The following is a 23,693-nucleotide window of genomic DNA, read 5'->3' as shown; positions in this document are numbered from 1 at the left end:
ATGCAAACCACCCTCAGTGACAACGCCAAGCGACTCGCCCGCGCAGAAGAAGCCGAGCACATCCTGCGCACCTGCGTGCACTGCGGGTTCTGCAATGCCACCTGCCCGACCTATCAGTTGCTCGGTGATGAACTCGATGGACCGCGCGGGCGTATCTACCTGATCAAACAAGTGCTGGAAGGCCACCCGGCCAGCGCCAAGACCCAGCTGCACCTGGACCGCTGCCTGTCGTGCCGCAACTGTGAAACCACCTGCCCGTCGGGTGTCGATTATCACAACCTGCTGGACATCGGCCGCGCGGTGGTGGATCAGGCCGTGCCCCGCCCTGCCCTGCAACGCTTGGTGCGCAGCAGCTTGCGACAACTGGCTGCGCACCCCGAGACCTTCAAACACTTGGTCTATGCAGGGCGCAGCGTTGAAGCCCTGCTTCCTGCCGCAGTAAAGGCCAAGCTGCCCAGACACTCGCCGGTCGACACCTCTCGCCCTCCGCTACGCCACACACGGCAAGTGCTGATGCTTGAGGGATGCGTGCAGCCGGGGTTGTCGCCGAACACCAATGCAGCGGCGGCAAGGGTACTGGACCGCCTCGGCATCAGCGCCATCTCCACCCGCGCCGCCGGTTGCTGCGGTGCCATCGACTACCACCTGGACGCGCAAGCAGCCGGCATCGAACGCGCCCGGCAGTTGATCGACGCCTGGTGGCCGGCAATTGAAGCCGGAGCGGAAGCCATCGTGCACACTGCCAGTGGTTGCGGCGCGTTTGTGGCGGACTACGGCAAACTGCTGCAGCACGACCCGCACTACGCCGCCAAGGCCCGGCGCGTCAGCGAATTGAGCAAGGACCTGGTGCAATTGGTCAGCGCCGAACCCCTTGAGCGGCTGGCCTGTCACGCCGACCAACTGCTGGCCGTCCACTGCCCCTGCACCTTGCAGCACGCCCTGCGCCTGGGCGGCGCGCTGGAAACTGTGCTCAAACGCCTGGGTTTCAACCTTAGCCATGTCGCCGACAGCCACCTGTGCTGCGGCTCCGCGGGCACCTACTCGCTGACCCAGCCGGCACTCGCCCGGCAACTGCGCGACAATCGCCTGGACGCCCTGGAAGACGGCCATCCAGACCTGATCGTCACCGCCAACATCGGCTGTCAGGCGCACCTCGACAGCGCCGGGCGCACCCCGGTTCGGCACTGGATCGAGCTGGTGGATGCCGCACTCGCGAAGTCGCCGTCTCTGGCATAAGCTCAATCTGGCTTCATGGCTGTGCTGCCACGTGTATTCCCAATCACGAGGACTCGTCATGCGTAACCTTCTGCTTGTTGCACTGCTTGTCGCCAGCCCACTGGCGCTGGCCAAAACCGAATGCACCACGGCCGACAAAGGCCAGTGGCAGGATCACGCCAAGTTTCAGGAAAACCTCAAGGCCCAGGGCTACGACATCAAGAAGTTCAAGGTCACCGACGGCAACTGCTACGAAATCTACGGCTGGGACAAGGACAAGAAAAAAGTCGAGATCTACTTCAACCCGGTCGATGGCAAGGTGGTGAAGTCAGAGATCGAGGACTGAGGTGAGCAACAACACCCTGCGCCTCTGGGACCCCCTGATCCGGCTCTGTCACTGGTCGCTGGTCGTTGCGTTTGTCGGCGACTACTTTTTCACCGAGGAAGGTGACGGCCCGCACCGCTGGCTTGGTTATTACGCGGTGGCCATCGTGCTGATCCGCCTGGTGTGGGGGTTTGTCGGCACCCCGGCGGCGCGCTGGAAGGATTTCTGGCCGACGTTCACCCGACTGAAATGGCACGTGCGTGCCCTGGCCAGCGGCGAGGATTACCACCGCCTGGGTCATTCGCCGATTGGCGCGCTGGTGATGGTGTTGATGCTGGCATTGATGTTCGGGCTGGGCCTGAGCGGCTTTCTGATGGAAGAAGTGGACTACTTCTGGGGCGAACAGCTGCCGCGGGATATCCATGAATACATGGCCAACACCTTGCTGGCGCTGGTTTGTGTGCATATCGCCGCGGCGCTGCTGGAAAGCCTGCGCCTTAAGGAAAACCTGCCGCTGTCAATGATCACCGGCAGGCGTCGCCGGCGTTAGAAGCGGTAGTTGGTGCTCAGCTCCAGGGTACGCGGGGCACCCGGCATGATCAGGTCAACCGAACCGTGGGCCGAAGCATAGTAGTCACGGTCGAAGACGTTGCGCAGGCGCAGGGCCATGTCCCATTTCGGCTGGTTGTAGAGCAACGCCGCATCGACAGTGGTGTACGACGGCATCACCACCACGTTGTCCAGCGCGGTGTAACGTTCATCGACGTAGTTGGCGCCCATGCCCACGCGCCAGGTTTCTGTCAGCGAACGCACCAGCCACAGGTTGGCACTGGTGCGCGGGGTCAGGGTCGGGGTCTGACCTTCGTTGGGTACGCCGTTGGTCTTGCTGTTGGACTTGGTGATTTCCGCGTCCAGGAACGCAAAGCCACCGTACACCTGCCACTTGTCAGTCAGCTGGCCGCTGACCGTGGCTTCGAAACCATCGGTACGTTGCTCGCCCGACAACACCAGGTTGGCCGGGTTGGCCGGATCGGCGGTTTTCATGTTGGTGCGTTCCAGTCGGAACAGCGCTGCGGTCACCGCCAGACGGCTGTCGAGCAGGTCCCACTTGGCACCCACTTCATAGTTGGTGGTTTCTTCCGGCTCCAGGCCCTGGTTGCCCGTGCTCAAGGCAAACACTTCCGAAGACGGCTGATAAGAACGGCTCACCGAGATGTAGTAAGACTGGATCTGGTCAGGTTGGAACACCAGACCGACACGCGGGCTCCAGGTGGTGTCGGTACGCGACAGATTGGCACCGCTCAGGTCATCGTCATATTCCTGGTCGAACACGTCGTAACGTACGCCGACCAACGCTTTCCACTGCGGCGCCAGTTCGATCAGGTCCTGTACGTAGAACCCGGCGGTGTCCTGGGTGGTGGTGCCTTTGGCGGTCTGGCGATTGGCCTGGAACGGCACGTCGACCAGCCCGTCGCGAAATACCGGTACCTGGGCAACGTTGTTCTGGCTGAATACCGACTGGTCCTTGACCTGGCGCCCAAGCTCGACGCCGTACAGCAGGTTGTGGTTCATCCCGGCCAGCAGCGCCTGATGCTTGAGCTCGGTCTGGTTGAACCAGCCGTCTTCGGTACGCTGCACGTTGCCACGGTTGAGCTTGACCAGCAGTTCGCCGCTGGGCGACGTGACAAAGCGCGTCGGGCTGGTGTCGGCCAGGGTGTTGTTGCGGTCCAGGTCGTAGTGGTAATAGCGGCTGGTGTTGCTCAGGGTGAAGTCGTCATTGAGGCGGTAATCAACACCTGCCGTGAACGAGAACACCTCGCTGCGCGTGTAGTCATCGTCGGGATCGCCGGCGCCAAAGCGCTTGTCGCGGTCGACATCCACCGGGCGATCGCCCAGGGCCGGGATGCCGAAGTCAATCAGGCGCTTGTCGTACAGGTAGGTAGCCCCGACCGTCAGGTCGAGGTCGTCGGACAGCTTGAAATAGGCTGTCGGCGCGATGGCTTTGCGGTCGATGTAGCCGTCGTCGCGGAAGGTGTCGCTGTCTTCCAGCGCACCGGTAATGCGAAACGCCTTGTCGCCCTGCTGCTCGTCGGCCCAACCGGCGTCGAACTGGGTGCGGCGCTTGCCTTCACTGTCGAAGGTCACGCCTGCTTCCTGCACCGGGCTGAAGGTAGGCTTCTTGCTGATGCTGTTGATCAGGCCACCCGAGGATCCACGCCCGTACAGCACCGCCGCCGGGCCCTTGATGACCTCTACCCGCTCGACGTTGGACAGGTCACGGTAGTACAGCGCATCGTCGCGCAGGCCATCGACATACATATCGCCAATGGCACTGAACCCGCGAATGGTGACCTGGTCGCGCTGGCCGTCGCCCGAAGACAGGCCGATGCCGGGCACGTTCTTGAGCACATCCTCCATGGACTGTGCGCCCTGGTCTTTGATCACACTTTGCGGCACGACGTTGACCGTCTGCGGAATATCACGCAACGGCGCGTCGATTTTCAGCGCACTCTTGCTTTCGCGGGGGTTGTAGCTTTGTTCTTCGTAGCTGCTGTTGACCGAAGTGGCCGGAATGGCCAGGGTTTCGGCCTGCAGCGCGGGCGCTACCAACGCGGTAAACACGGAAAGGGAAGCCGGGTGAATACGCAAGAATGCCACCATGTGTTCCTTGTAATGTGTAAAGATTGTAAAGAACGCAAATGGTAACGATTTGTAAATGCGAAATAAATACTAATCGGAGTTATTTTGTTTCGCGCACAAAAAAGCCAGGCTGCCGGTATTGACGGCAGCCTGGCTTGGGTACAGCAGTCACGCGATCAATGCATGTGCTGGTGATCGTGCATCGGCATTTCAGTGGTGAGTGCTTTTACCGGTGCTTTGACTTCAACGGTCTGCTTCTGGCCCCTGGCGTCTTCGATCTCCAGGGTCAGCGGTACCACCTCGCCTTCCTTGACCTGCTGTTTGAGCTTCATCAGCATCACGTGATAGCCATTCGGGTCCAGGGTGACCGCCTTGCCGGCTGGCAGTGCAACGCGCTGAACCTGCTTCATGCCCATGACGTCGTTGTCCATGGTCATCTGGTGTACCTGGACGATCTCGGCGACATCCGACTTGACGCCGACCAGGGTGCTGTCGGTGCTGGCGGTCAGGGTCATGAACGCACCGGTGGACTGCTGGTGCGGCACGGTAGCGCGCACCCAGGCATCACTGACGGTGGTGTCGGCCATGGCCGGCAGCGCCAGGCCAAGCAAGGCCAGCGCGGCCAGCGTGCGTTTGAACGGTTGGGCAAAATGACGCATCAACATACCTCCATGACCGTGAGCAGATCTTCCGTGCACTCTTTGGCGGTCAGTGAATGGGACAGTCCCAGGCGCAACTGGCCACGGGAATCGAAGACGTAACTGGTCGAGGTGTGCGAGATGGTATAGGAATCGCCAGCGGGCACCTTCTCGTAAAACACGCCAAATTCGCGGGCGGCGGCGGCCGTTTCTTCAAGGGTGCCGGACAACGCCACGAACGACGGGTCGAATGCCTTGACGTAGGCATCGAGCACTTCGGGGGTATCGCGCTCCGGGTCCAGGCTGATGAATACCACCTTCAGGAAGCCGCCATCGCGGCCCATCAATTTCTTGATTTGTGCCGCGCGCGCCAGGGTGGTCGGGCACACTGCCGGGCACTGCGTGAAGCCGAAGAACACCATCGGCATCGTGCCCCAGAAGCTCGACAGGGTGCGCGGGTTGCCCTCGGTGTCTTTGAGTTTGAACGAGCGACCGAGGATCTGGTTGCTCATGTCTTTACCGTATTTGAAGTCGAGCTTGCCACCGGAGCGTGGGTCGCAACCTACCAGGGCACCAAGGCCCAGCAGGCTGATCCCGGCCATGATCTGGCGCCGGGTCAGTAAATCAGTCATGTAACCATCCTTTTGGGAAGGTGTTGTGCCTCGGATGCGAGGCCTGTCGAAAAAGCGCGACATTTTGTCATGGCGCTCTGCCAAGGTTCCAGCGCCTATCGTCCCATACCGCTGTAGCCCTTTATTTTCGGGGTGCGGCCCGTTGTCGCAGAATGTGACAAGAACCCTTGTTCGCGCCCAGGGGACCTGTGGTCTTCGGAAAGCTTACCTCTACCGCTATATATTTTTGTATATTGCGCAAAGGTCTTCAGGTTGAGCGAAACCGCGAATGGAACACATGCTGTATCAGGTCCCTGCGTGCACGGCAGATGATTCACCCTACGAATGCGACACGCCGACAGAAAAGAAGCCCAATGAGCCCGGTCGCCGCAACCGCGCGCTGATTCTGCGCGTTGCCGCGAAATCCTTTGCCAGCAAGGGTTTTGCCGCCGCCACCCTGAGTGAAATTGCCGAACTCAGTGGCCTGCCCAAGGCCAACGTCAATTATTACTTCCACTCCAAGGACAACCTTTATCAGCAGGTACTCGACAGCGTCGCCCAGCGCTACCTGGACGCGTTTGCCCTGCTCAACCCTGAAAGCCCGCCCCTGCAGGCGGTGGAACAGCTGATTCGCGCCAAGCTCGAGATCATCCGCAAGCAACCCTGGGCCGCCAGGGTATTTGTCACCGAAATGATGCATGGCGCCCGTCGCCTGCCCGCCGTCCACGCCCAACGCCTGCAAGACGCGATCAAACGGGGGGTGGCGTGCCTTGAACGGTGGATAGCGCGCGGGCAGTTGGTCGCCGTCGACGCCCGGCACCTGCTGATCAGCCTATGGGCGACCACCCAGGCGTATGCCAACGCAGGCGCACAGCTGCGCACCGATAACCACAAGCGCACACGTAGAGAAGAAGAACTGAATGAGGCGGTGGCGCACATCACCCGGCTGGTGCTGCACGGGGTGTTAGCGGGCTGAACCGGGTCCTGACAGAAGGCCTGCAACTCCTTTACCATAGCGACCTTAGGGCGCAGCCCCTTCTGCGCCCACGCGATTAAGCTCATGCCATGCCTTTCGAACTCAGCGTAGATCTGACCACCCTCGCCATTCTCGCCGCCGTCGCTTTTGTTGCCGGATTCATCGATGCCATCGCTGGTGGCGGCGGGTTGCTGACCACCCCCGCCCTGCTGACTGCCGGCATGCCGCCGCACCTGGTGCTGGGCACCAACAAACTCAGCTCGACCTTTGGCTCGGCCACGGCCGGTTTCACCTATTACCGGCGCAAGCTGTTCCACCCGGCACAATGGCGCCACGCCCTGTTCGGCACCTTTGTCGGCGCCCTGATCGGTGCTGTGGTTGCGCATTACCTGCCAGCAGAATGGCTGAACAAGATGCTGCCGGTGATCGTCTTTCTATGCGGGGTCTACTTGCTGTTTGGCGGTACGCCCAAGGCGCCGCTGGACGCCGATGTGCCGGTCAAAAAGAAATGGCAACTGCCTCAGGGCCTGACCCTGGGTTTCTACGATGGCGTGGCGGGCCCGGGCACCGGCGCATTCTGGACCGTCAGCACCCTGCTGCTCTACCCCATCGACCTGGTCAAGGCCAGCGGCGTGGCGCGCAGCATGAACTTCGTCAGTAACGCTGCAGCGCTGTCGGTGTTTATCTTCTCCGGCCAGGTCGACTGGCTGGTGGGCCTGTCGATGGGCTCGGCACTGATGGTCGGCGCCTTCTTCGGTGCGCGCACCGCCATCAGCGGTGGCAGCAAGTTCATTCGCCCGGTGTTCATCACCGTGGTGCTGGCGTTGACCGTGCGCCTAGCGTGGCAGCACTGGTTCGGCCAGGCCTAAGCGCCGCGCCACATACAGGTCGATCAGGTACCGGGCAATCGAGCGCCCCGCCGGCAACGGCGGCAGCGCATCGACCCGGAACCACTGGGCATCTTCGATCTCGTCAGGCTGCATGACGATTTCACCCCCCGCGTACTCGGCATGAAAGCCCAGCATCATCGAGTGCGGGAATGGCCAGCACTGGCTGCCGACGTACTGGATGTTCTGCACCTCGATGGCCACCTCTTCACGCACCTCGCGCACCAGGCAATCCTCGGCCGACTCGCCGGGCTCGGCAAAGCCTGCCAGGGTGCTATAGACACCGGTGACAAAGCGCGGCGAACGTGCCAGCAGAATCTCGTCACCGCGGGTGATCAGCACAATCATGCTCGGTGAGATGCGCGGGTAGCTGCGCAGGTCGCACGGCGCGCAATACATCGCCCGCTCCCAGTGAATCTGCTGCATGGGCTGGCCACAGTTGCCGCAAAAGCGGTGCTCGCGGGCCCAGGTGCCGATCTGGGCGGCGTAGCCAAGGATCTTGTAGGTGTCGAAGTCACCGTCAAGCATGAACTGGCGCAGGCCGCGCCACTGGCAGCCAGCTACCGCTTGCGGCGCCTTGAGTTCCAGCAGGAACACCGGCTGGCCATCGTAATGGCCGATGCCGTGCTCGCACAGCACGTCGAGGTCCTGACGCTTGAGCCAGTCACGCGGGAACAGCGCGCCGTTGTCATCAACCAGGAAACCCTCGCTGCAACGGGCGACTGCCCAGCCGCCAGCGAGGTTCGTGTCCAGTACTGCGGTGGTCCAACGCGACGCCATGTTCCGGTTCCTTGCGCGGGCCCGCCGCTGCAATCAGTCGGCGAACTCGGGTTTCTGTTTGCTCATGTGGGCAGCCACGGCCACCCGCAGATCGTTGGATTGCAACATGGCGGCGTTCCAGGTGGCAATGTACTCCAGGCCATCGTCGATACGGTGATCGCGCATATAGCTGAGCATTTCCTTGGTGCCGGCCACAGCAATGGGGGATTTTCCCGCAATTTCGGTGGCAATGGCAAAGACTCCCTCGAGCAATGCCTCATGGCTGTCGTATACCCGGTTGACCAGGCCGATGCGCAGCGCTTCGTCGGCCGCTACATTGCGCCCGGTGTAGGCCAGTTCGCGCATGATGCCATCGCCGATGATCCGCGGCAGACGCTGCAAGGTACCTACATCGGCCGCCATGCCCATGTCGATTTCCTTGATCGAGAACTGGGCATCGCTGCTGCAATAGCGCATGTCGCACGCCGAGACCAGGTCAATGGCACCACCGATGCAGTAGCCCTGGATCGCCGCGAGCACCGGCTTGCGGCAATTGTCGACGGCATTGAAGGACGCTTGCATGCGCAGGATGGTACGGCGCAACAGGCGCGCATTGCGCCCCACGTCCTTGCCCAGCTCGTTGGCCACCGAGGCCAGCAGCATCAGGTCGATGCCGGACGAAAAATGCTTGCCGGCACCACTGATGACCACTGCACGCACCGCGTCCGTGTCGTCAATCCACTTGAAGATGTCGACGATCTCGCTCCAGAACGGCGCGTTCATCGCGTTGACCTTTTCCGGGCGATTGATCTGGACGTGGGCAATGTTGTGCTTCAATTCGACCTTGAACGCTTGAAATTCGGTCAGTTCGATGTCGAGTGCCTGAAAGTCGCTCACGGGTGGTTTCCTTGGGTGGGGCGGGAATCAGCGGACTATATCAAGGCACCGGCCAAGGCCAAGACTGCGCTTGTGCCAAAACCCGGACTTTTACCTTGATCTCGAAGGCGACATCCGGCACTTTGCGCGCCTGTTGAATTATAAGGATACATATTCATGTCCCGCTCCCTGGCCGGCGCTCTGGCCCACAACTTCCTCGGGCAGTCACCCCTTTGGTACAAGGCCACCCTGTGCCTGTTCCTGGTGCTCAACCCGGTGTTGCTGTTCACCCTCGGGCCGGTCGTCACCGGCTGGGTGCTGGTGGTCCAGTTCATTTTCACCCTGGGCATGGCGCTCAAGTGCTACCCGCTGATGCCCGGTGGCCTGCTGGTCGTCGAGGCCCTGGTGCTGGGCATGACCACGCCACAGGCGCTGTATGACGAATTGCAGCACAACTTCCCGGTGATCCTGCTGCTGATGTTCATGGTCGCCGGCATCTACTTCATGAAGGACCTGCTGCTGTTCGTGTTCTCGCGGATTCTGCTGGGGGTTCGCTCCAAGGCCGTTCTGTCGCTGCTGTTCTGCTTTCTCTCGGCCTTCCTCTCGGCGTTTCTCGATGCCCTGACCGTGACGGCGGTGATCATCAGCGCCGCTGTCGGCTTCTACTCGGTCTACCACCGGGTTGCCTCGGGTGCCAACCCGCGGGAAGAGTCGAACCTGGACAGCGACCATGACATCGCCCAACTGCAACGCGACGACCTGCAACAGTTCCGCGCCTTCCTGCGCAGCCTGCTGATGCATGGCGCGGTGGGTACTGCGCTGGGTGGCGTGTGCACACTGGTGGGAGAGCCGCAGAACCTGTTGATCGGCCATGAGATGGGCTGGCACTTCGGCGATTTCTTCTCCAAGGTCGCGCCGGTATCGCTGCCGGTGCTGGCTGCCGGCCTGGTGACCTGTGTGCTGCTGGAGAAGCTGCGCCTGTTCGGCTACGGCACCCTGCTGCCAGACAACGTACGCCAGGTGCTGGCCGCCTATGCCGCCGAAGACGACGCCCAGCGTACCGTGTATCAACGTGCTGCCTTGCTGGTGCAAGGCCTGGCGGCACTGATCCTGATCATCGGCCTGGGCCTGCACATTGCCGAAGTCGGTCTGATCGGCCTGCTGGTGATCGTGCTGATCACCGCCTTTACCGGCATCACCGACGAGCACCGCCTGGGCCGTGCCTTCCAGGATGCGATGCCGTTTACGGCGCTGCTGGTGGTGTTCTTTGCGATTGTCGCGGTGATTCACGACCAGCAATTGTTCACGCCGCTGATCCAGTGGGTACTGGCCCTGCCGGCCGAGCAACAACCGGGCATGCTGTTCATCGCCAACGGCCTGCTCTCGGCGATCAGCGACAATGTCTTCGTTGCCACGATCTACATCACCGAAGTCAAACAGGCGTTCCTCGACGGCCACATGAGCCGTGAGCATTTCGAAACGCTGGCGGTGGCGATCAACACCGGCACCAACCTGCCCAGCGTCGCCACGCCCAATGGTCAGGCGGCCTTCCTGTTTCTGCTGACCTCGGCAATTGCACCGCTGGTGCGCCTGTCGTACGGGCGGATGGTGTGGATGGCGCTGCCGTACACCGTGGTGATGGGTGGGCTGGGTTGGTGGGCGGTGACCTACTGGCTTTAAGCGTCGTTGGCTGATCGCGGGTGAACCCGCTCCCACAGGAACTGCGCGATTCCCTGTGGGAGCGGGTTCACCCGCGAAGCTTTATGCAGTTCAACCGATCGAGTGCCACACCCGCCGGTCGCGACTCATCAATTCGGTGGCGGCCTCCGGGCCATCCTCTCCTGCTGCATAAGTGTGCACCTCGCCACCTTCCTTCCAGGCATCGAGAAACGGCTGCACCGCACGCCAGCCGTTCTCGATGTTGTCGGCGCGCTGAAACAACGTCTGGTCGCCGGTCAGGCAGTCATAGATCAGGGTCTCGTAGCCGGTGTACGGCAGCATCGTGAAGAAGTCCTTGTAGGCAAACCCCAGTTCGATGTTCTCCATCACCAGCGCCGGCCCCGGGCGTTTGGCCTGCAAGTCGAACCACATGCCTTCATTGGGCTGGATCTGGATCCTCAGGTAGTTGGGTTTGATCTTGTCGACTTCAGTGTCACGAAACTGCGCTGAAGGTGCCGGCTTGAAGCAGATGGCGATTTCGGTGTCACGCACACTCATGCGCTTGCCGGTGCGCAAGTAAAACGGCACCCCGACCCAGCGCCAGTTATCGATCATGACCTTCAAGGCCACGAAGGTTTCCGTCTGGCTGTGCGGGTCGACCCGCGGCTCATCCCGGTAGCCCGGCAGCTGTTTGCGCCCCTGCTTGCCCGCCACGTACTGCCCACGCACCGAGTTCTTAAGGGCCATGGTCTTTGACCAGGGCCGGATGGCACCGATCACCTTGGCTTTTTCACTGCGCACGGCATCGGCACCGAATGCCGCCGGCGGCTCCATGGCGACCATCGCCAACAACTGGAACAGGTGGTTGGGGACCATGTCACGCAAGGCGCCGGTGTGGTCATAGAACGCACCACGGGTTTCGACGCCGACGGTCTCGGCCGCGGTGATCTGCACGTGATCGATGTAGTGGTTGTTCCAGAACGCTTCGAACAGGCCGTTGGAAAAGCGGCTGACCAGAATGTTCTGCACCGTCTCTTTACCCAGGTAGTGATCGATGCGGTAGATCTGCTTTTCGCTCATGACCTTTAGCAGGCAGGCATTGAGCGCTTCAGCGCTGGCCAGGTCGGAGCCAAACGGCTTTTCCACCACCACCCGGCGAAAGCCTCTGGATTCATCGAGCAGGCCAGCAGCGCCCAGTCGCTGTACCACTTCGCCGAAAAAACCGGGTGAGGTGGCCAGGTAGAACACCGCGTTTTCACTGGGGTTCTTTTCGATGCGCCGGGCAATGGCCTGATAGGTCGCCTCGCTGAGAAAGTCACCGGTCAGGTAGCCGACGCGCTTTGCCAGTCGCCCCCACAGCTTGTCATCCAGGCAGTTGGCGCCCTGGCTGGCCTTGTCGCGTTCACGCATGAAGGCTTCCAGGCGCCCGGCAAAGTCGGCATCGCTGAGCGGGTTGTGGTCCACCCCGACGATGCGCAAGCCCTTGTCCAGCAGGCCATCGCGGCTGAGGTTATACAGGGCCGGCATCAACAGGCGCTTGACCAGGTCGCCACTGCCGCCAAACAGGAACAGGGTGCACGGGGGTGTGGTTTCGATCGCAGGTTTACTCATTCGGCTTTCTTCTCGACGTGGCCACCAAAGCCGAAACGCATGGCCGAGAGCATCCGGTCGGCGTACGTGCCCTGTTGCTGGCGCGAACGGAAACGGGCAAACAGCGCACTCGACAACACCGGCACCGGCACTGCCTGTTCGACGGCGGCATCGATGGTCCAGCGCCCTTCGCCACTGTCGGCGACCGAACCGCTGTAGCCGCCCAGGTGCGGATCGGCCACCAGCGCATCGGCCGTCAGGTCCAGCAGCCAGGAGGTCACCACACTGCCACGGCGCCACACCTCGGCGATCTCGGCCAGGTCGAGGTCAAAGCGTTGCTCCGCCGGCAAGGCCTCGCTGCCTTTGCTCTTGAGGATGTCGAAGCCTTCGGCATAGGCCTGCATCAAGCCGTATTCGATGCCGTTGTGGATCATCTTCACGTAATGCCCGGCGCCTGCCGGGCCTGCATGAATGTAGCCCTGTTCGGCGCGCCCGGCCGGGCCCTGGCGGCCCCGCGTGCGAGGAATGCTGCCGACACCGGGTGCCAGGGCGGCGAACAGCGGATCAAGACGCTCAACTACCGTTTTTTCGCCGCCGATCATCATGCAGTAGCCGCGCTCCAGGCCCCAGACGCCGCCCGAGGTGCCGACATCGACATAATGCAGCTGGCGCCCGGCGAGTTCAGTCGCGCGACGGATATCGTCCTTGTAGAAGGTATTGCCGCCATCGATGATGACATCGTCGGCGTCCAGCAGGTCGGCCAGTTGCGCGATGGTCTGTTCGGTGGGTTCGCCGGCGGGCAACATCACCCAGACCGCGCGCGGCTTTTCCAGCTTGCCCACCAACGCGCCCAGGTCGTGCGCGCCATTGGCGCCTTCAGCTACCAGGGTTGCCACCGCCTGGCGATCACGGTCATGCACCACCATGCGATGGCCGTTACGCATCAAGCGCCTTGCGATATTACCGCCCATGCGGCCCAGCCCGACGATTCCCAGTTGCATGTGCCGATGCTCCCCTAAAGATGAAAACTGACCGTTCAGGCCTTCAAGGTTAGTCCAGAGCCGGCGTGCTTGGTTCATCGACAGGCGGCCAGACAGCAACAAACAAAAAAGTTCCCAAGCGCTGAAAAAGAATTCAGAATCGCGTCCGATCGAGCGGCTACGCTTGTAACAACGACCCGCCATTTGCGAGGTGTGCAATGGGAACCCTTCTACCGAAAATGCCGCCCCAGACCCTCTACGTGTCCGTTCACCGTGATGAACTGCGGCGTTTGCGCGAAGAACGCGAGCAACTCATGCAGCAAGTGGCAAAACTGAGCCTGCAATTGCAGCAAGCCCAGGCCGGCAATCCCGCCTCCCACGCCTGAGCACCTGCGCGGGCCCATGGCGCCTTGCACCATCGTAGTGCGCAGCGCCATGTAGCGGACCAAAACAGGGACTGATTGCGCCGTGCCCCCAGGCTTCAGCGCAACTGCCCGACAATCAGTCCCAGCGCTACCCCAATCATTACCACTCCGGACGCTCGTCCCACCGCCTTGGCGACGCCCGGTCGCGTGCTGAGCACCGCTTTGGCGCCATAGCCGACCGCCAGGTACACCACCAATGAACTGCACAGGTGCACCAAGCCCAGCACCATGATCTGCAGTGGCAGCGGCCATGCCGATTGCGGATCGGTGAACTGCGGCAGCAAGGCCAGGAACAACAGGAACACCTTGGGGTTGAGCCCGCTCACGCAAAAGCCTTTGAACGCCCAACGCTTGCCGCTCTCCTCCACGCCGGCGCGTTCGGCGCCTGGCACTGCCGGGCTGAGCAACAGATTGCCGCCCAGCCACATCAGGTACGTGCACCCGGCGAGGGTGAGCAGCGTCAGGGCAAGCGGGTGCCCCGCTATCAGGCTGCCAACCCCGGCGGCTACCACCAGCGTTGCGAGGAAATGCCCCGAGAGCATGCCCGCCACGGCGGGCATTACCCAGCGCCCGCGCAGGCCCGCGGAAATGGCATAGGCCCAGTCCGCACCCGGGGTGATCACGAATAACAACGACACGGCCCAGAACGCCGTCAGCATGCTGATTGCCACTTCAGTCTTCCTTCCACACTGTTTTGAGATGAACACAGCGTACGGATTCCGCCCGGGGATTTTCTTTCGTATATTCCCTCTTACAAGCCAAACACTGGAAGATCCTTCTCAATGGACAGAACAGACCGAAAGATTCTTGCCGAACTGCAAAAAGACGGGCGCCTGTCCGTGACCGAACTGGCCGATCGCGTGGGTTTGAGCCTGTCGCCCTGCCATCGGCGTCTCAAGGCGCTGGAGGAATCCGGCGCCATCCTCGGCTACCACGCTCGCTTGGCACCTGCTGCGCTGGGGCTGAACTTCGCGGCGCTGGTATTCGTCACGCTGCGCGAGGTCACCCGCCAGCCGGTGGCGGATTTCGAAGCAGCACTGGGTGCGGTGGCACAGATCGTCGAGGCCCAGCGCCTGTTCGGCGACCCGGACTACCTGCTGCATGTGGTGGCGCGCGACTTGCCGGCATTCCAGAAGCTATACGACGAGCAGCTCACCAGCCTGCCGAATGTGCAACGGCTGAGCTCTACCCTGGTGATGAAAGAAGTGATTCAGGATCGACTACTGCCGATGTAGCCCCCGGCTGACAGGCTCCGTGCAAGCGAGCGATTGCACGGAACGCATAACAACGAAAGTAAAATGACCAGCGGGTCACAAATCTTCACTTTTCTCTCCTACACTCAGTAGCGGCCACGAGATTGTCTGGAAAACTCGACAAAAAAAAAGTCGAACTCCCTGACATAGCAATCGGTCCACACGTTAAGACGGTCATCGTTTCTGGTCATCCAGACGCGGCCACTCACCCCGGTCAGTTACCACGCCCTCGGCAGCCATGCCGCGTGGCATAGCGCTTGCACGCACGGATAAGGGGCAAGGACGCAACGCACTACCACACACAGAGAGACAACTTCTGCATACACAACAACGGGTGCCCACACCCGCCACATAGGGACGGAAGAAGTATGATCAGTGCCGCTGTCGAACCGAACGTAGAGCATTTCAACCCGGACAACCGTGCGCCGTTGGCCACGGACTTCAATACGACAGCCATGGCACCTGGCGCAGACTCCCGGCACAACCCGAACAAGCGCAAAGTGCTGTTCGTGACTTCTGAAATTGCCGACCTGGTCAAGACCGGCGGCCTGGGCGACGTCTCCGCCGCCCTGCCTCGGGCGATGCGCCACCTGCATGATGTACGGGTACTGATCCCTGGCTACCCACAGGTGCTGGAGAGCGACAACCCCATTCACCTGGTGGGTGAACTGGGCGGGCATGCGGCCCTGCCACCGTGCAAGATCGGGCGCATGGATCTGGCCGACGGCCTGGTCATCTATGTATTGATCTGCCCGGAACTGTATCAGCGTGAAGGCACACCCTATGGTGCCAACAACGGCCGCGACTGGCCGGACAATCACATCCGCTTTGCTCGCCTGGGCCTGGCTGCCGCCGAGATCGCTGCCGGTGAAGGCATGGTTCACTGGAAGCCCGACCTGGTCCACGCCCATGACTGGCCTGCCGGGCTGGCTCCGGCCTACATGCACTGGCGCGGCCTGCAGACACCCACGCTGTTCACCATCCACAACCTGGCCTACCAAGGGGTGGTCAGCCGCGCCTGCTGCCCGGAACTCGCCATTCCCCACCACGCCCTGCAACAGGAAGGCATGGAGTTCTACGGCAAACTGTCGTTCCTCAAGGCGGGGCTGGCCTACGCCAGCCACATCACCACGGTCAGCGCCACCTATGCCCGCGAAATCACCACCCCGGCGTTTGGCTGCGGGCTGGATGGTTTTCTTGGCAGCAAGGCCCAGCAGGGCCTGCTCAGTGGCATTCCCAACGGCATCGACGAAAGCTGGGACTCGGCCAGCGACCCTCACCTGGCACACCCTTTCAGCCTCAACGACTGGGACGGCAAGGCTGCCAACAGCCGCCAGGTCCGTGAACTGTTCGAACTCGAGCCGTCGACCGGCCCGCTGTTCGCCGTGGTCTCGCGACTGGTCTACCAGAAGGGCCTGGACCTGACCCTGGGCGTGGCCGACTACATCGTCAGCCAGGGCGGACAGATTGCGATCATTGGCCGTGGTGAACCGGAAGAAGAACAGGCCATGCGCGAATTGGCCCAGCGCCACCCCGGCCGGATCGGTGTGCGTATCGGTTTCAACGAAACCGACGCCCGGCGCATGTTCGCCGGCAGTGACTTCCTGCTGATGCCGTCGCGGTACGAGCCGTGCGGCCTGAGCCAGATGTACGCGCAACGCTTCGGTTCATTGCCGGTGGCACGCAATACCGGCGGGCTGGCCGACACCATTGAAAATGGCGTCACCGGGTTCCTGTTCGACGAGTCCACTGTCGACAGTTATCGCGAGGCCTTGAGCAGGGCCTTCTATGTGTACGGCAAAAAGGACCTGCTGGGCGCCATGCGCTGCCTGGCCATGACCCAGCCATTCAACTGGTGCCAGGCGGTGGAACCCTATGCGCGCCTGTATGAAGAGCTGGTCGAGCGGGCACGGGTAGCGGCCCGCTAAACGCGAGGTGCGGGTATGCCCTTGAGGTCAGATCAGTTCGCGACCCACGGGGCCGTGATGCTGGACAGCAACACTGTGCGTTTCGCGCTGTGGGCACCCGCTGCCCGCAGCGTCGAAGTGTGCCTGGCGCCCGACCGGCGCCTGCCTCTGCAGCGCGGTGCCGACGGCTGGTTTCGCGCGCGCTGGCCTGCTGTGGCGGGCAGTGACTACCACTATTGCATCGACGGCGAAGTGCAGGTGCCCGACCCGGCATCGCGTTTTCAGCCCCAGGGCGTGCACGGGCCCAGCCAGGTTGTCGACCCGGCCGCTTATTCCTGGCAGCACAAGCACTGGCAGGGCCGACCCTGGCATGAGGCGGTGATCTACGAGGTACACGTCGGCGTGCTGGGCGGCTACCTGAAACTCATCGAGCACTTGCCACGCCTGGCGGCACAGGGCGTGACAGCACTCGAACTGATGCCCCTCGGGCAGTTTCCCGGCGAACGCAACTGGGGCTATGACGGCGTGCTGCCGTTTGCCCCTCACCACAGCTATGGCACCCCCGAACAGCTGTGCCAGTTGATCGATGCCGCCCATGGCCATGGCCTGATGGTGCTGCTGGACGTGGTCTACAACCACTTCGGTCCCGACGGCAATTACCTGGGCCAGTACGCCGACGACTTCTTTCGCCAGGACCGGCAAACCCCGTGGGGCGCCGCCATCGACTTTCGCCGCCGCCAGGTGCGTGAGTTCTTTATCGAGAATGCCCTGATGTGGCTGCACGACTATCGCTTCGACGGCTTGCGCCTGGATGCGGTGCATGCCATCGACGACCCGGAGTTTCTGCGCGTATTCAGCCAGCGGGTTCGCCGCACTGTGGCTCCGGGGCGGCAGGTGTGGCTGGTGCTTGAGAACGAGCACAATCAGGCGAACCTGCTGGAAAGTGCGTTCGACGCTCAATGGAACGACGATGGCCACAATGCCTTGCATGTGTTGCTGACTGACGAGCATGAAGCCTATTACGCCAACTACCGCGAGGCGTCCATCCACAAACTGGCCAGGTGCCTGGGCGAAGGCTTCGTCTTTCAGGGCGAACCCGACTGCAACGGAACACCGCGCGGCGAACCCAGCGCACACTTGCCGCCGAGCGCGTTCGTGTTGTTCCTGCAGAACCACGATCAGGTCGGCAACCGTGCCCAAGGCGAGCGCCTGACGCAGCTGTGCCCACCCCAGGCGCTGCGCGCAGCCGTCACCCTGTTGCTGTTGTCACCGATGATTCCATTGCTGTTCATGGGCGAGGAATGGGGCAGCGAGCAGCCCTTCCTGTTTTTTACCGACCATCACCCGGTGTTGGCCGAGGCCGTGCGCGAGGGGCGCCGGGCCGAGTTTGCCTGTTTCAGTGCGTTTGCAGACCCCGTGCATCGCGCGGCGATTCCAGACCCGAACGCACCGGCCACGTTCACTGCCTCGCGCCCACAGGTGCCCGACGGGGGCGCTGCGCCGTGGCAAGCGCTGTACCAGCAGCTGCTGGCGCTACGTCACCAGCACATCATTGCGCGACTACCTGGCTGTCGTGCCTTGGGCGCTGAAGTGCTGGCCGAAAAAGCCCTGACCGCCCGCTGGCGTCTGGCCGACGGCGGCGTGCTGCGCATCGATCTGAACCTCGGTGCAGAACCGGTGCGCTGTAGCCTGCCTGACACGGCAAGCCACCTACACTATTGCGCAGATGAACCCTTAGGCCAGGATCGGCTACCGCCTTACTGCACCCTGGTCAGTCTACTCCCCCCTCACGCAACGGAGCCTGCCCATGACTGACCCAAAGCTGCAGCAACTGGCGGACCTGGCAGGCATCGCCGTGGACTGGATCGATGCCAACGGCCAGCCGCGCCGGGTGACTGACCAGGCCTTGCGCCGCGTGCTGGCCGGGCTTGGCCTGGGCGCCGATGACCCGGCGCAGATCGCCGCCAGCCTGCAAGTACTGAAGACCGCTCATGATGCCCGCCACCTGCCGCCGCTGATGACCGTCGAGGTGGACCAGCCACTGGACCTGTCGGGCTATTTTGCCGCGCAGAGCCCCTGTCGGGTGCAACTCGAAGACGGCAGCACGCAACAGCTGCAACTGGATGCCCACGCGGCACTCACCCCGGGCCTGCCACTGGGCTACCACCAACTGGACATAGGCGGGCGGCAATTCACCCTGGCGGTAGCCCCGGCGCGCTGCTTCAGCCTGAGCGACGCCCTGAACACAACCACCCCGCGTTGCTGGGGCATCAGCGCCCAGCTCTACAGCCTGCGACGTGACAACGGCGGTGGCTACGGCGACTGCCAGGCCCTTGAGCACCTGGCACGCAGTGCCGCCGAGCGCGGCGCCGATGCCCTGGCCATCAGCCCTGTGCACGCCATGTTTGCCAGCGACCCACAGCGCTACAGCCCGTATTCGCCGTCCAGTCGCTTGTTCCTCAACAGCCTGTATGCCAGCCCTTCGACGTTGCTCGGCGAGCGCATCGTACGCATGGCCATTGACACTCTGGGCCTGGAAGACAAGCTGGCACAGCTCGAACAACTGCCCCTGATCGACTGGCCAGCAGCCGCAAGTGCACGCTATCAACTACTGCAGTGCCTGTTCGATGACTTCATCGATGGCGACCATCCGTTACGCGTCGACTTTGACAGCTACCGCCAGCAAGCCGGTGAAGCACTGGAGCAACACTGCCGCTTTGAAGCCCTGCAGGAAGCGGCTCAGGCACGCGGCTTGAGCCAGGACTGGCGGCAATGGCCCAGCGCCTGGCACGACCCGCACAGCCCGCAAGTGGCGGAATTTGCCGCCCAGCACAGCACACAGATCCAGTTCCATGCCTTCTGCCAATGGCTGATCGAGCGCAGCCTGCAGCGTGCTCAGGACGCCGCCCGCAGCCATGGCATGGCGGTCGGCTTGATCGCCGATCTGGCGGTGGGCGCCGACGGTGCCGGCAGCCAGGCGTGGAGTCGCCAGGATGAGCTGCTGGCCGGGCTCAATGTAGGTGCCCCGCCCGATGTCCTCAACCGCACGGGACAGAATTGGGGCATCTGCGCCTTCTCGCCAGAAGGTTTGCGACGCAACGGCTACCGCGCCTTCATCGAGATGCTGCGGGCCAACTTTGCCCATGCCGGCGGGCTGCGCATCGACCACGTAATGGGCCTGCAGCGTCTGTGGTTGATCCCGCTGGGCGGGCACGCCAGTGAGGGCGCCTACCTGCGCTACCCGCTGGATGACCTACTGCGCCTGCTGTGCCTGGAGTCGGTTCGCCACCAGGCGATTGTCCTCGGCGAAGACCTCGGCACCGTGCCTGAAGGCCTGCGCGAACAACTGGCCCGGCGGGCCATTCTGGGCATGCGTGTGCTGCAGTTCGAACAAAGCCCGACGGGACACTTCAAAGCCATCCTCGACTGGCCCGACAACGCCCTGGCCACACCCAGCACCCACGACACGCCAACCCTGGCCGGCTGGTTGCAAGCCCGCGACATCGACTGGAACCAGCGCCTGGGCTTGATCGACACCCTGGTCGAACGGCACTGGCGTGACACCCGCCAGCAAGAGCGCCAGGGCCTGCTGCATGCGCTTGAGCGCAACTACGGCCCGCAGCCCGACAGTGACCACGCCATCGATGCGTGCATACGCTACCTGGGCCATACCCGTGCGCCGTTGGTCCTGGTTCCCCTTGAGGACCTGCTGGGCGTCGATGAACAACCCAACCTGCCAGGCACCATCGACAGCCATCCCAACTGGCGCCGCCGTTTTGCCCTGCCCGCCACCACACTGCTCGACGACAGCGATGCCGCGCGCCGCCTTGAGCTGTTGGCCCAGGCCCGGGAACAGGCGTGGGAGCGCGACCGGTGAATGCCCTCACCGCCACCCTGCGCTTGCAGTTCCATGCAGATTTCACCCTGGACGATGCCCTGCCGCTGGTACCTTATTTCGCCCGCCTGGGCATCAGTCATCTGTATGCCTCGCCCTTGCTTTGCGCCCGCCCGGGTTCGCGGCATGGCTACGACGTCATCGACCCGACCCGGATCAACCCGGAACTTGGCGGCGAGCCGGCACTGGAACGGCTGGTTGCAGCGCTGCGCCTGCACAACATGGGGCTGATCCTCGACATCGTTTCCAATCACATGGCCGTCGGCAGCGACAACCCCTGGTGGCAAGACCTGCTGGCCTGGGGACGGGACAGCCGCTATGCCGAATTCTTCGACATCCAGTGGCACTCCACCGATCCCTTGCTCGAAGGCCAGTTGCTGGTGCCTTTTCTGGCCAGCGACTACGGAGTGTCATTGCAGGCGGGGGATTTGCAGCTGTGCTTCCAGGACCGTGACGGCAGCTTTTTTGTCCGCCAACACGAACACCGCTTTCCGATCTGCCCACGCGACTACGGGCTGATCCTGAGCCGCAGTGAGCACACGTCGGTGCAAGCCCTGGCCGGGCGCTTCAGCGCCTTGCCGAACACCCGGCAAGCCAGTGAACTCGCCGCTCAACCGCAACAGGCGTTGATCACCCTGGCCAGACAAATACCGTTCGATCAGATGCTGACGGATTTTGACGGCCGTACCCCGGCAGGCTTTACCCGCCTGCACGATCTGCTCGAACGCCAGGCCTATCGCCTGGCCAGTTGGCGAACCGCCGCCGATGACATCAACTGGCGGCGCTTTTTCGATATCAATGAACTCGGCGGGCTGCGGGTAGAGCGCCATGCGGTGTTCGAAGCCACCCATGAAAAGATCTTCGAGCTGATCGCCAATGGCCTGGTCGACGGCTTGCGTATTGACCACATTGACGGGCTGGCCGATCCGCGCGGTTACTGCCGCAAGCTGCGGCGCCGGGTCGACGCCCTGCTGGCCCGCCGCCCGCTGAATGCGGCACTGGAACACCTGCCGATCTACGTTGAAAAAATTCTCGGCGCCAGCGAGCAATTGCACCGCGATTGGGGTGTGGATGGCACCACGGGATACGAGTTCATGAACCAGGTCAGCCTGCTGCAGCATGACCCCGCCGGTGAGGCCGTACTGGCCGAAGCCTGGAGCGACCTCAGCGAACGCCCGGCGTTTGCCGACGAGGTACGCCTGGCGCGCCAACAGGTCCTCAACACCAGCCTGGCCGGGGATTTTGAATCGGTCGCCCAGGCACTCCTGCAGGTGGCCCGCAACGACCTGATGAGCCGTGACCTGACGCTGGGCGCTATCCGTCGGGCACTACAGGCGCTGGTCGAGCATTACCCGGTGTACCGCACCTACCTGCACGCCGGTGGACGTTGCGCCGAGGACGAGCCGTTCTTTCAGCACGCCGTATCGGCTGCCCGTCAGCAGTTGGGCGAAGGCGACTGGCCGGTACTCGATGCCCTTCAGCGTTGGCTCGGCGGCCAACCCTGGCGTAGCGTACCCCCTGGCCGTGCGCGCAAGCACCTGCGCCATGCCTGTATCCGCTTCCAGCAGTTGACCGCGCCTACAGCCGCCAAGGCCGTCGAAGACACCGCGTTCTACCGCTCGGCCCTGCTGCTGTCGCGCAATGACGTGGGCTTTGATGCCGAGCAGTTCAGTGCTCCGGCCGAGGCTTTTCACCACGCCAACCAGCAGCGCTTGCAACAGTTCCCGCACAACCTGCTGTGCACCGCCACCCACGACCACAAGCGCGGCGAAGACAGCCGCGCCAGGCTGGCAGTATTGAGTGAACGCAGCGCCTGGCTGGTTGGCCGGATCGAACATTGGCGCGAACTGGCTTCGCCGCTGCGCAGTCGCCTGGCCGAGGGTGTGGCACCGACCCCCGCCGATGAGTGGCTGCTGTACCAGACCCTGCTGGGCAGTTGGCCGATGGCATTCGACGAGGGTGACCCGCTGGCGCTGCAGGACTATGCCGAACGCCTGCAGCAGTGGCAGCGCAAAGCCTTGCGTGAAGCCAAGTTGCATAGCAGCTGGAGTGCACCGAACGACGCCTACGAACACGCCTGCCTGGCCTATACCCACGGGATACTGACCGACCCGCAAAGCCAGCAACTGCGTCATTCACTGGCCCAGGCGGCACGCGCCATCGCCTGCCCCGGTGCGCTGAACAGTTTGAGCCAGTGCCTGCTGCGCATGAGCGTTCCCGGCGTGCCTGACCTGTACCAGGGCACCGAGTTCTGGGACTTGAGCCTGGTCGACCCGGACAATCGCCGCGAGGTGGATTACGCCGCGCGCCGCCAGGGCCTGGATACCGGCACCAACACGGCGCAATTGCTCCAGGACTGGCGCAGCGGGCGAATCAAGCAGGCGCTGGTCAACCAGGTGCTGGAGCGCCGCCAGGCCTACCCCTCCTTGTTCAGCGAGGGCCGCTACCTATCGTTGCAGGTGCTGGGCAGACACGCCGACAAGGTGTTGGCATTCGCCCGCCTGGGCGACGCCGAACGGGCGATCGTGATTGTGCCGCGCCTGGCCTGTGGCTTGCTTGGAGATTCCCCGATTCCCCTGATCCCGGCACAGAACTGGGACGATACCCGGCTGCTATTGCCGTTTGCCTTGTCACCTGCCAATTGCTCGGGACTTTTTGCCAGCGCTGTAGTCACAGCCTCAAAGGAGATGTTGCTCAGCGCCGTCCTCAAGGAGTTCCCAGTCAACCTGTTGATTGATCATGCCTAAACCATCAGGAGCGTCGAGATGAGTATCGAAGAAAAACGTATCCGCGAATTCGCCTACCAGATCTGGGAATCGGAAGGTAAGCCTGAAGGCCAGGAATCCCGACACTGGGACATGGCCCGCAAACTTGCCGAAGCCGAATCCCTGGCGCCGAAAGCCACACCGCGCAAGGCCAAAACCAAGTCGCCAACACTCGCTCAACCGGCTCAACCGGCGAGCAAACCGGTGACGGTGAAAAAGCCGCGCACGACAAAGAAGCCACCTGTTGCCTGACCCCTGACGCAGGACAGTCTCGCTTCCACAGCCCCCTCAG

21 protein-coding genes are annotated in these 23,693 nt (G+C 62.7%); 13 read left to right on the top strand and 8 right to left on the bottom strand.

The window, feature by feature from the left end:
- From glcF to DM813_RS20235, 3 genes are read left to right on the top strand one after another with little or no spacing between them, the layout of a single operon-like run.
- Window positions 1–1,236 (top strand): glycolate oxidase subunit GlcF, encoded by a 1,236-nt coding sequence (glcF, locus tag DM813_RS20245; protein WP_128325140.1) that lies wholly within the window; start codon window positions 1–3, stop codon window positions 1,234–1,236.
- A gap of 58 nt (window positions 1,237–1,294) precedes the next feature.
- A complete protein-coding gene (locus DM813_RS20240; RefSeq protein WP_128325139.1) occupies window positions 1,295–1,561 on the top strand; it encodes a PepSY domain-containing protein in 267 nt (88 codons plus the stop codon).
- A gap of 1 nt (window position 1,562) precedes the next feature.
- Window positions 1,563–2,090 (top strand): cytochrome b/b6 domain-containing protein, encoded by a 528-nt coding sequence (locus DM813_RS20235; protein ID WP_128325138.1) that lies wholly within the window; start codon window positions 1,563–1,565, stop codon window positions 2,088–2,090.
- Here the strand turns inward: DM813_RS20235 and DM813_RS20230 are convergent.
- The 3 genes from DM813_RS20230 to DM813_RS20220 all read right to left on the bottom strand — a co-directional run bounded on the left by DM813_RS20230 (window position 2,087) and on the right by DM813_RS20220 (window position 5,450).
- Window positions 2,087–4,201, bottom strand: coding sequence for a TonB-dependent receptor (locus DM813_RS20230; RefSeq protein ID WP_128325137.1), 2,115 nt, complete (start codon window positions 4,199–4,201; stop codon window positions 2,087–2,089). The two genes, DM813_RS20235 and DM813_RS20230, sit on opposite strands and share 4 nt — an antisense overlap.
- A 155-nt stretch (window positions 4,202–4,356) precedes the next feature.
- On the bottom strand, window positions 4,357–4,839 hold the full coding sequence (locus tag DM813_RS20225) for a copper chaperone PCu(A)C (protein ID WP_241653208.1): 483 nt from the start codon (window positions 4,837–4,839) through the stop codon (window positions 4,357–4,359).
- On the bottom strand, window positions 4,839–5,450 hold the full coding sequence (locus DM813_RS20220; RefSeq protein WP_128325135.1) for an SCO family protein: 612 nt from the start codon (window positions 5,448–5,450) through the stop codon (window positions 4,839–4,841). The genes DM813_RS20225 and DM813_RS20220 overlap by 1 nt, the downstream gene beginning before the upstream one ends.
- 268 nt (window positions 5,451–5,718) lie before the next feature.
- Here DM813_RS20220 and DM813_RS20215 point away from each other — a divergent pair, with 268 nt between their 5' ends.
- Window positions 5,719–6,405, top strand: a complete 687-nt coding sequence (locus DM813_RS20215) for a TetR/AcrR family transcriptional regulator (protein WP_128325134.1) — start codon at window positions 5,719–5,721, stop codon at window positions 6,403–6,405.
- Between the two features lie 89 nt (window positions 6,406–6,494).
- Window positions 6,495–7,274 carry a TSUP family transporter gene (locus DM813_RS20210; RefSeq protein ID WP_128325133.1) on the top strand — a complete coding sequence of 260 codons (780 nt, stop codon included), beginning with the start codon at window positions 6,495–6,497 and terminating at the stop codon, window positions 7,272–7,274.
- Here DM813_RS20210 and nudC read toward each other — a convergent pair.
- Both nudC and DM813_RS20200 read right to left on the bottom strand, forming a co-directional pair.
- Window positions 7,242–8,072, bottom strand: a complete 831-nt coding sequence (nudC, locus tag DM813_RS20205) for an NAD(+) diphosphatase (protein WP_128325132.1) — start codon at window positions 8,070–8,072, stop codon at window positions 7,242–7,244. The genes DM813_RS20210 and nudC overlap by 33 nt on opposite strands.
- 33 nt (window positions 8,073–8,105) lie before the next feature.
- The gene (locus DM813_RS20200; protein WP_128325275.1) at window positions 8,106–8,918 is read right to left on the bottom strand and encodes a crotonase/enoyl-CoA hydratase family protein; all 813 of its coding nucleotides are present in this window, start codon (window positions 8,916–8,918) and stop codon (window positions 8,106–8,108) included.
- A 186-nt stretch (window positions 8,919–9,104) separates the two neighbouring features.
- Here DM813_RS20200 and nhaB point away from each other — a divergent pair, with 186 nt between their 5' ends.
- Entirely contained in the window at window positions 9,105–10,607 is a 1,503-nt protein-coding gene (gene nhaB, locus DM813_RS20195; protein ID WP_128325131.1) for a sodium/proton antiporter NhaB, read from the top strand.
- A 90-nt stretch (window positions 10,608–10,697) separates the two neighbouring features.
- Here the strand turns inward: nhaB and zwf are convergent, their stop codons facing one another.
- On the bottom strand, window positions 10,698–12,197 hold the full coding sequence (gene zwf, locus DM813_RS20190; protein ID WP_128325130.1) for a glucose-6-phosphate dehydrogenase: 1,500 nt from the start codon (window positions 12,195–12,197) through the stop codon (window positions 10,698–10,700).
- Window positions 12,194–13,177 carry a phosphogluconate dehydrogenase (NAD(+)-dependent, decarboxylating) gene (gene gnd / locus DM813_RS20185; RefSeq protein WP_128325129.1) on the bottom strand — a complete coding sequence of 328 codons (984 nt, stop codon included), beginning with the start codon at window positions 13,175–13,177 and terminating at the stop codon, window positions 12,194–12,196. The genes zwf and gnd overlap by 4 nt, the downstream gene beginning before the upstream one ends.
- A gap of 197 nt (window positions 13,178–13,374) precedes the next feature.
- On the opposite strand from gnd, the gene DM813_RS28495 reads away from it, so the two are divergent.
- The gene (locus DM813_RS28495) at window positions 13,375–13,542 is read left to right on the top strand and encodes a DUF6026 family protein (protein WP_164897270.1); all 168 of its coding nucleotides are present in this window, start codon (window positions 13,375–13,377) and stop codon (window positions 13,540–13,542) included.
- A 95-nt stretch (window positions 13,543–13,637) separates the two neighbouring features.
- On the opposite strand, the gene DM813_RS20180 is transcribed toward DM813_RS28495, so the two are convergent.
- Window positions 13,638–14,252 carry a LysE family translocator gene (locus DM813_RS20180; protein ID WP_128325128.1) on the bottom strand — a complete coding sequence of 205 codons (615 nt, stop codon included), beginning with the start codon at window positions 14,250–14,252 and terminating at the stop codon, window positions 13,638–13,640.
- A 111-nt stretch (window positions 14,253–14,363) separates the two neighbouring features.
- Between DM813_RS20180 and DM813_RS20175 the strand changes: the two genes are divergently transcribed.
- From DM813_RS20175 to DM813_RS20150, 6 genes are all read left to right on the top strand, one after another.
- A complete protein-coding gene (locus DM813_RS20175) occupies window positions 14,364–14,816 on the top strand; it encodes an Lrp/AsnC family transcriptional regulator (RefSeq protein WP_128325127.1) in 453 nt (150 codons plus the stop codon).
- A 386-nt stretch (window positions 14,817–15,202) separates the two neighbouring features.
- A complete protein-coding gene (gene glgA / locus DM813_RS20170) occupies window positions 15,203–16,762 on the top strand; it encodes a glycogen synthase GlgA (RefSeq protein ID WP_128325126.1) in 1,560 nt (519 codons plus the stop codon).
- 15 nt (window positions 16,763–16,777) lie between these two features.
- Entirely contained in the window at window positions 16,778–18,556 is a 1,779-nt protein-coding gene (treZ, locus tag DM813_RS20165; RefSeq protein ID WP_241653207.1) for a malto-oligosyltrehalose trehalohydrolase, read from the top strand.
- Complete coding sequence (gene malQ, locus DM813_RS20160) at window positions 18,549–20,618, top strand: 4-alpha-glucanotransferase (protein ID WP_128325125.1); 2,070 nt, start codon at window positions 18,549–18,551, stop codon at window positions 20,616–20,618. Before treZ ends, malQ begins: the two co-directional genes overlap by 8 nt.
- Window positions 20,615–23,383 carry a malto-oligosyltrehalose synthase gene (locus DM813_RS20155; protein WP_128325124.1) on the top strand — a complete coding sequence of 923 codons (2,769 nt, stop codon included), beginning with the start codon at window positions 20,615–20,617 and terminating at the stop codon, window positions 23,381–23,383. Before malQ ends, DM813_RS20155 begins: the two co-directional genes overlap by 4 nt.
- Before the next feature lie 18 nt (window positions 23,384–23,401).
- A complete protein-coding gene (locus DM813_RS20150) occupies window positions 23,402–23,653 on the top strand; it encodes a DUF2934 domain-containing protein (protein WP_128325123.1) in 252 nt (83 codons plus the stop codon).
- The last annotated feature ends 40 nt before the right edge of the window (window positions 23,654–23,693 follow it).

The sequence above is a fragment of the Pseudomonas alkylphenolica genome (assembly GCF_004025535.1).
Taxonomy (GTDB): domain Bacteria; phylum Pseudomonadota; class Gammaproteobacteria; order Pseudomonadales; family Pseudomonadaceae; genus Aquipseudomonas; species Aquipseudomonas alkylphenolica_A.
Note: the sequence above shows the minus strand (reverse complement) of the source record. Positions and strands in the feature narration are given on the sequence as shown.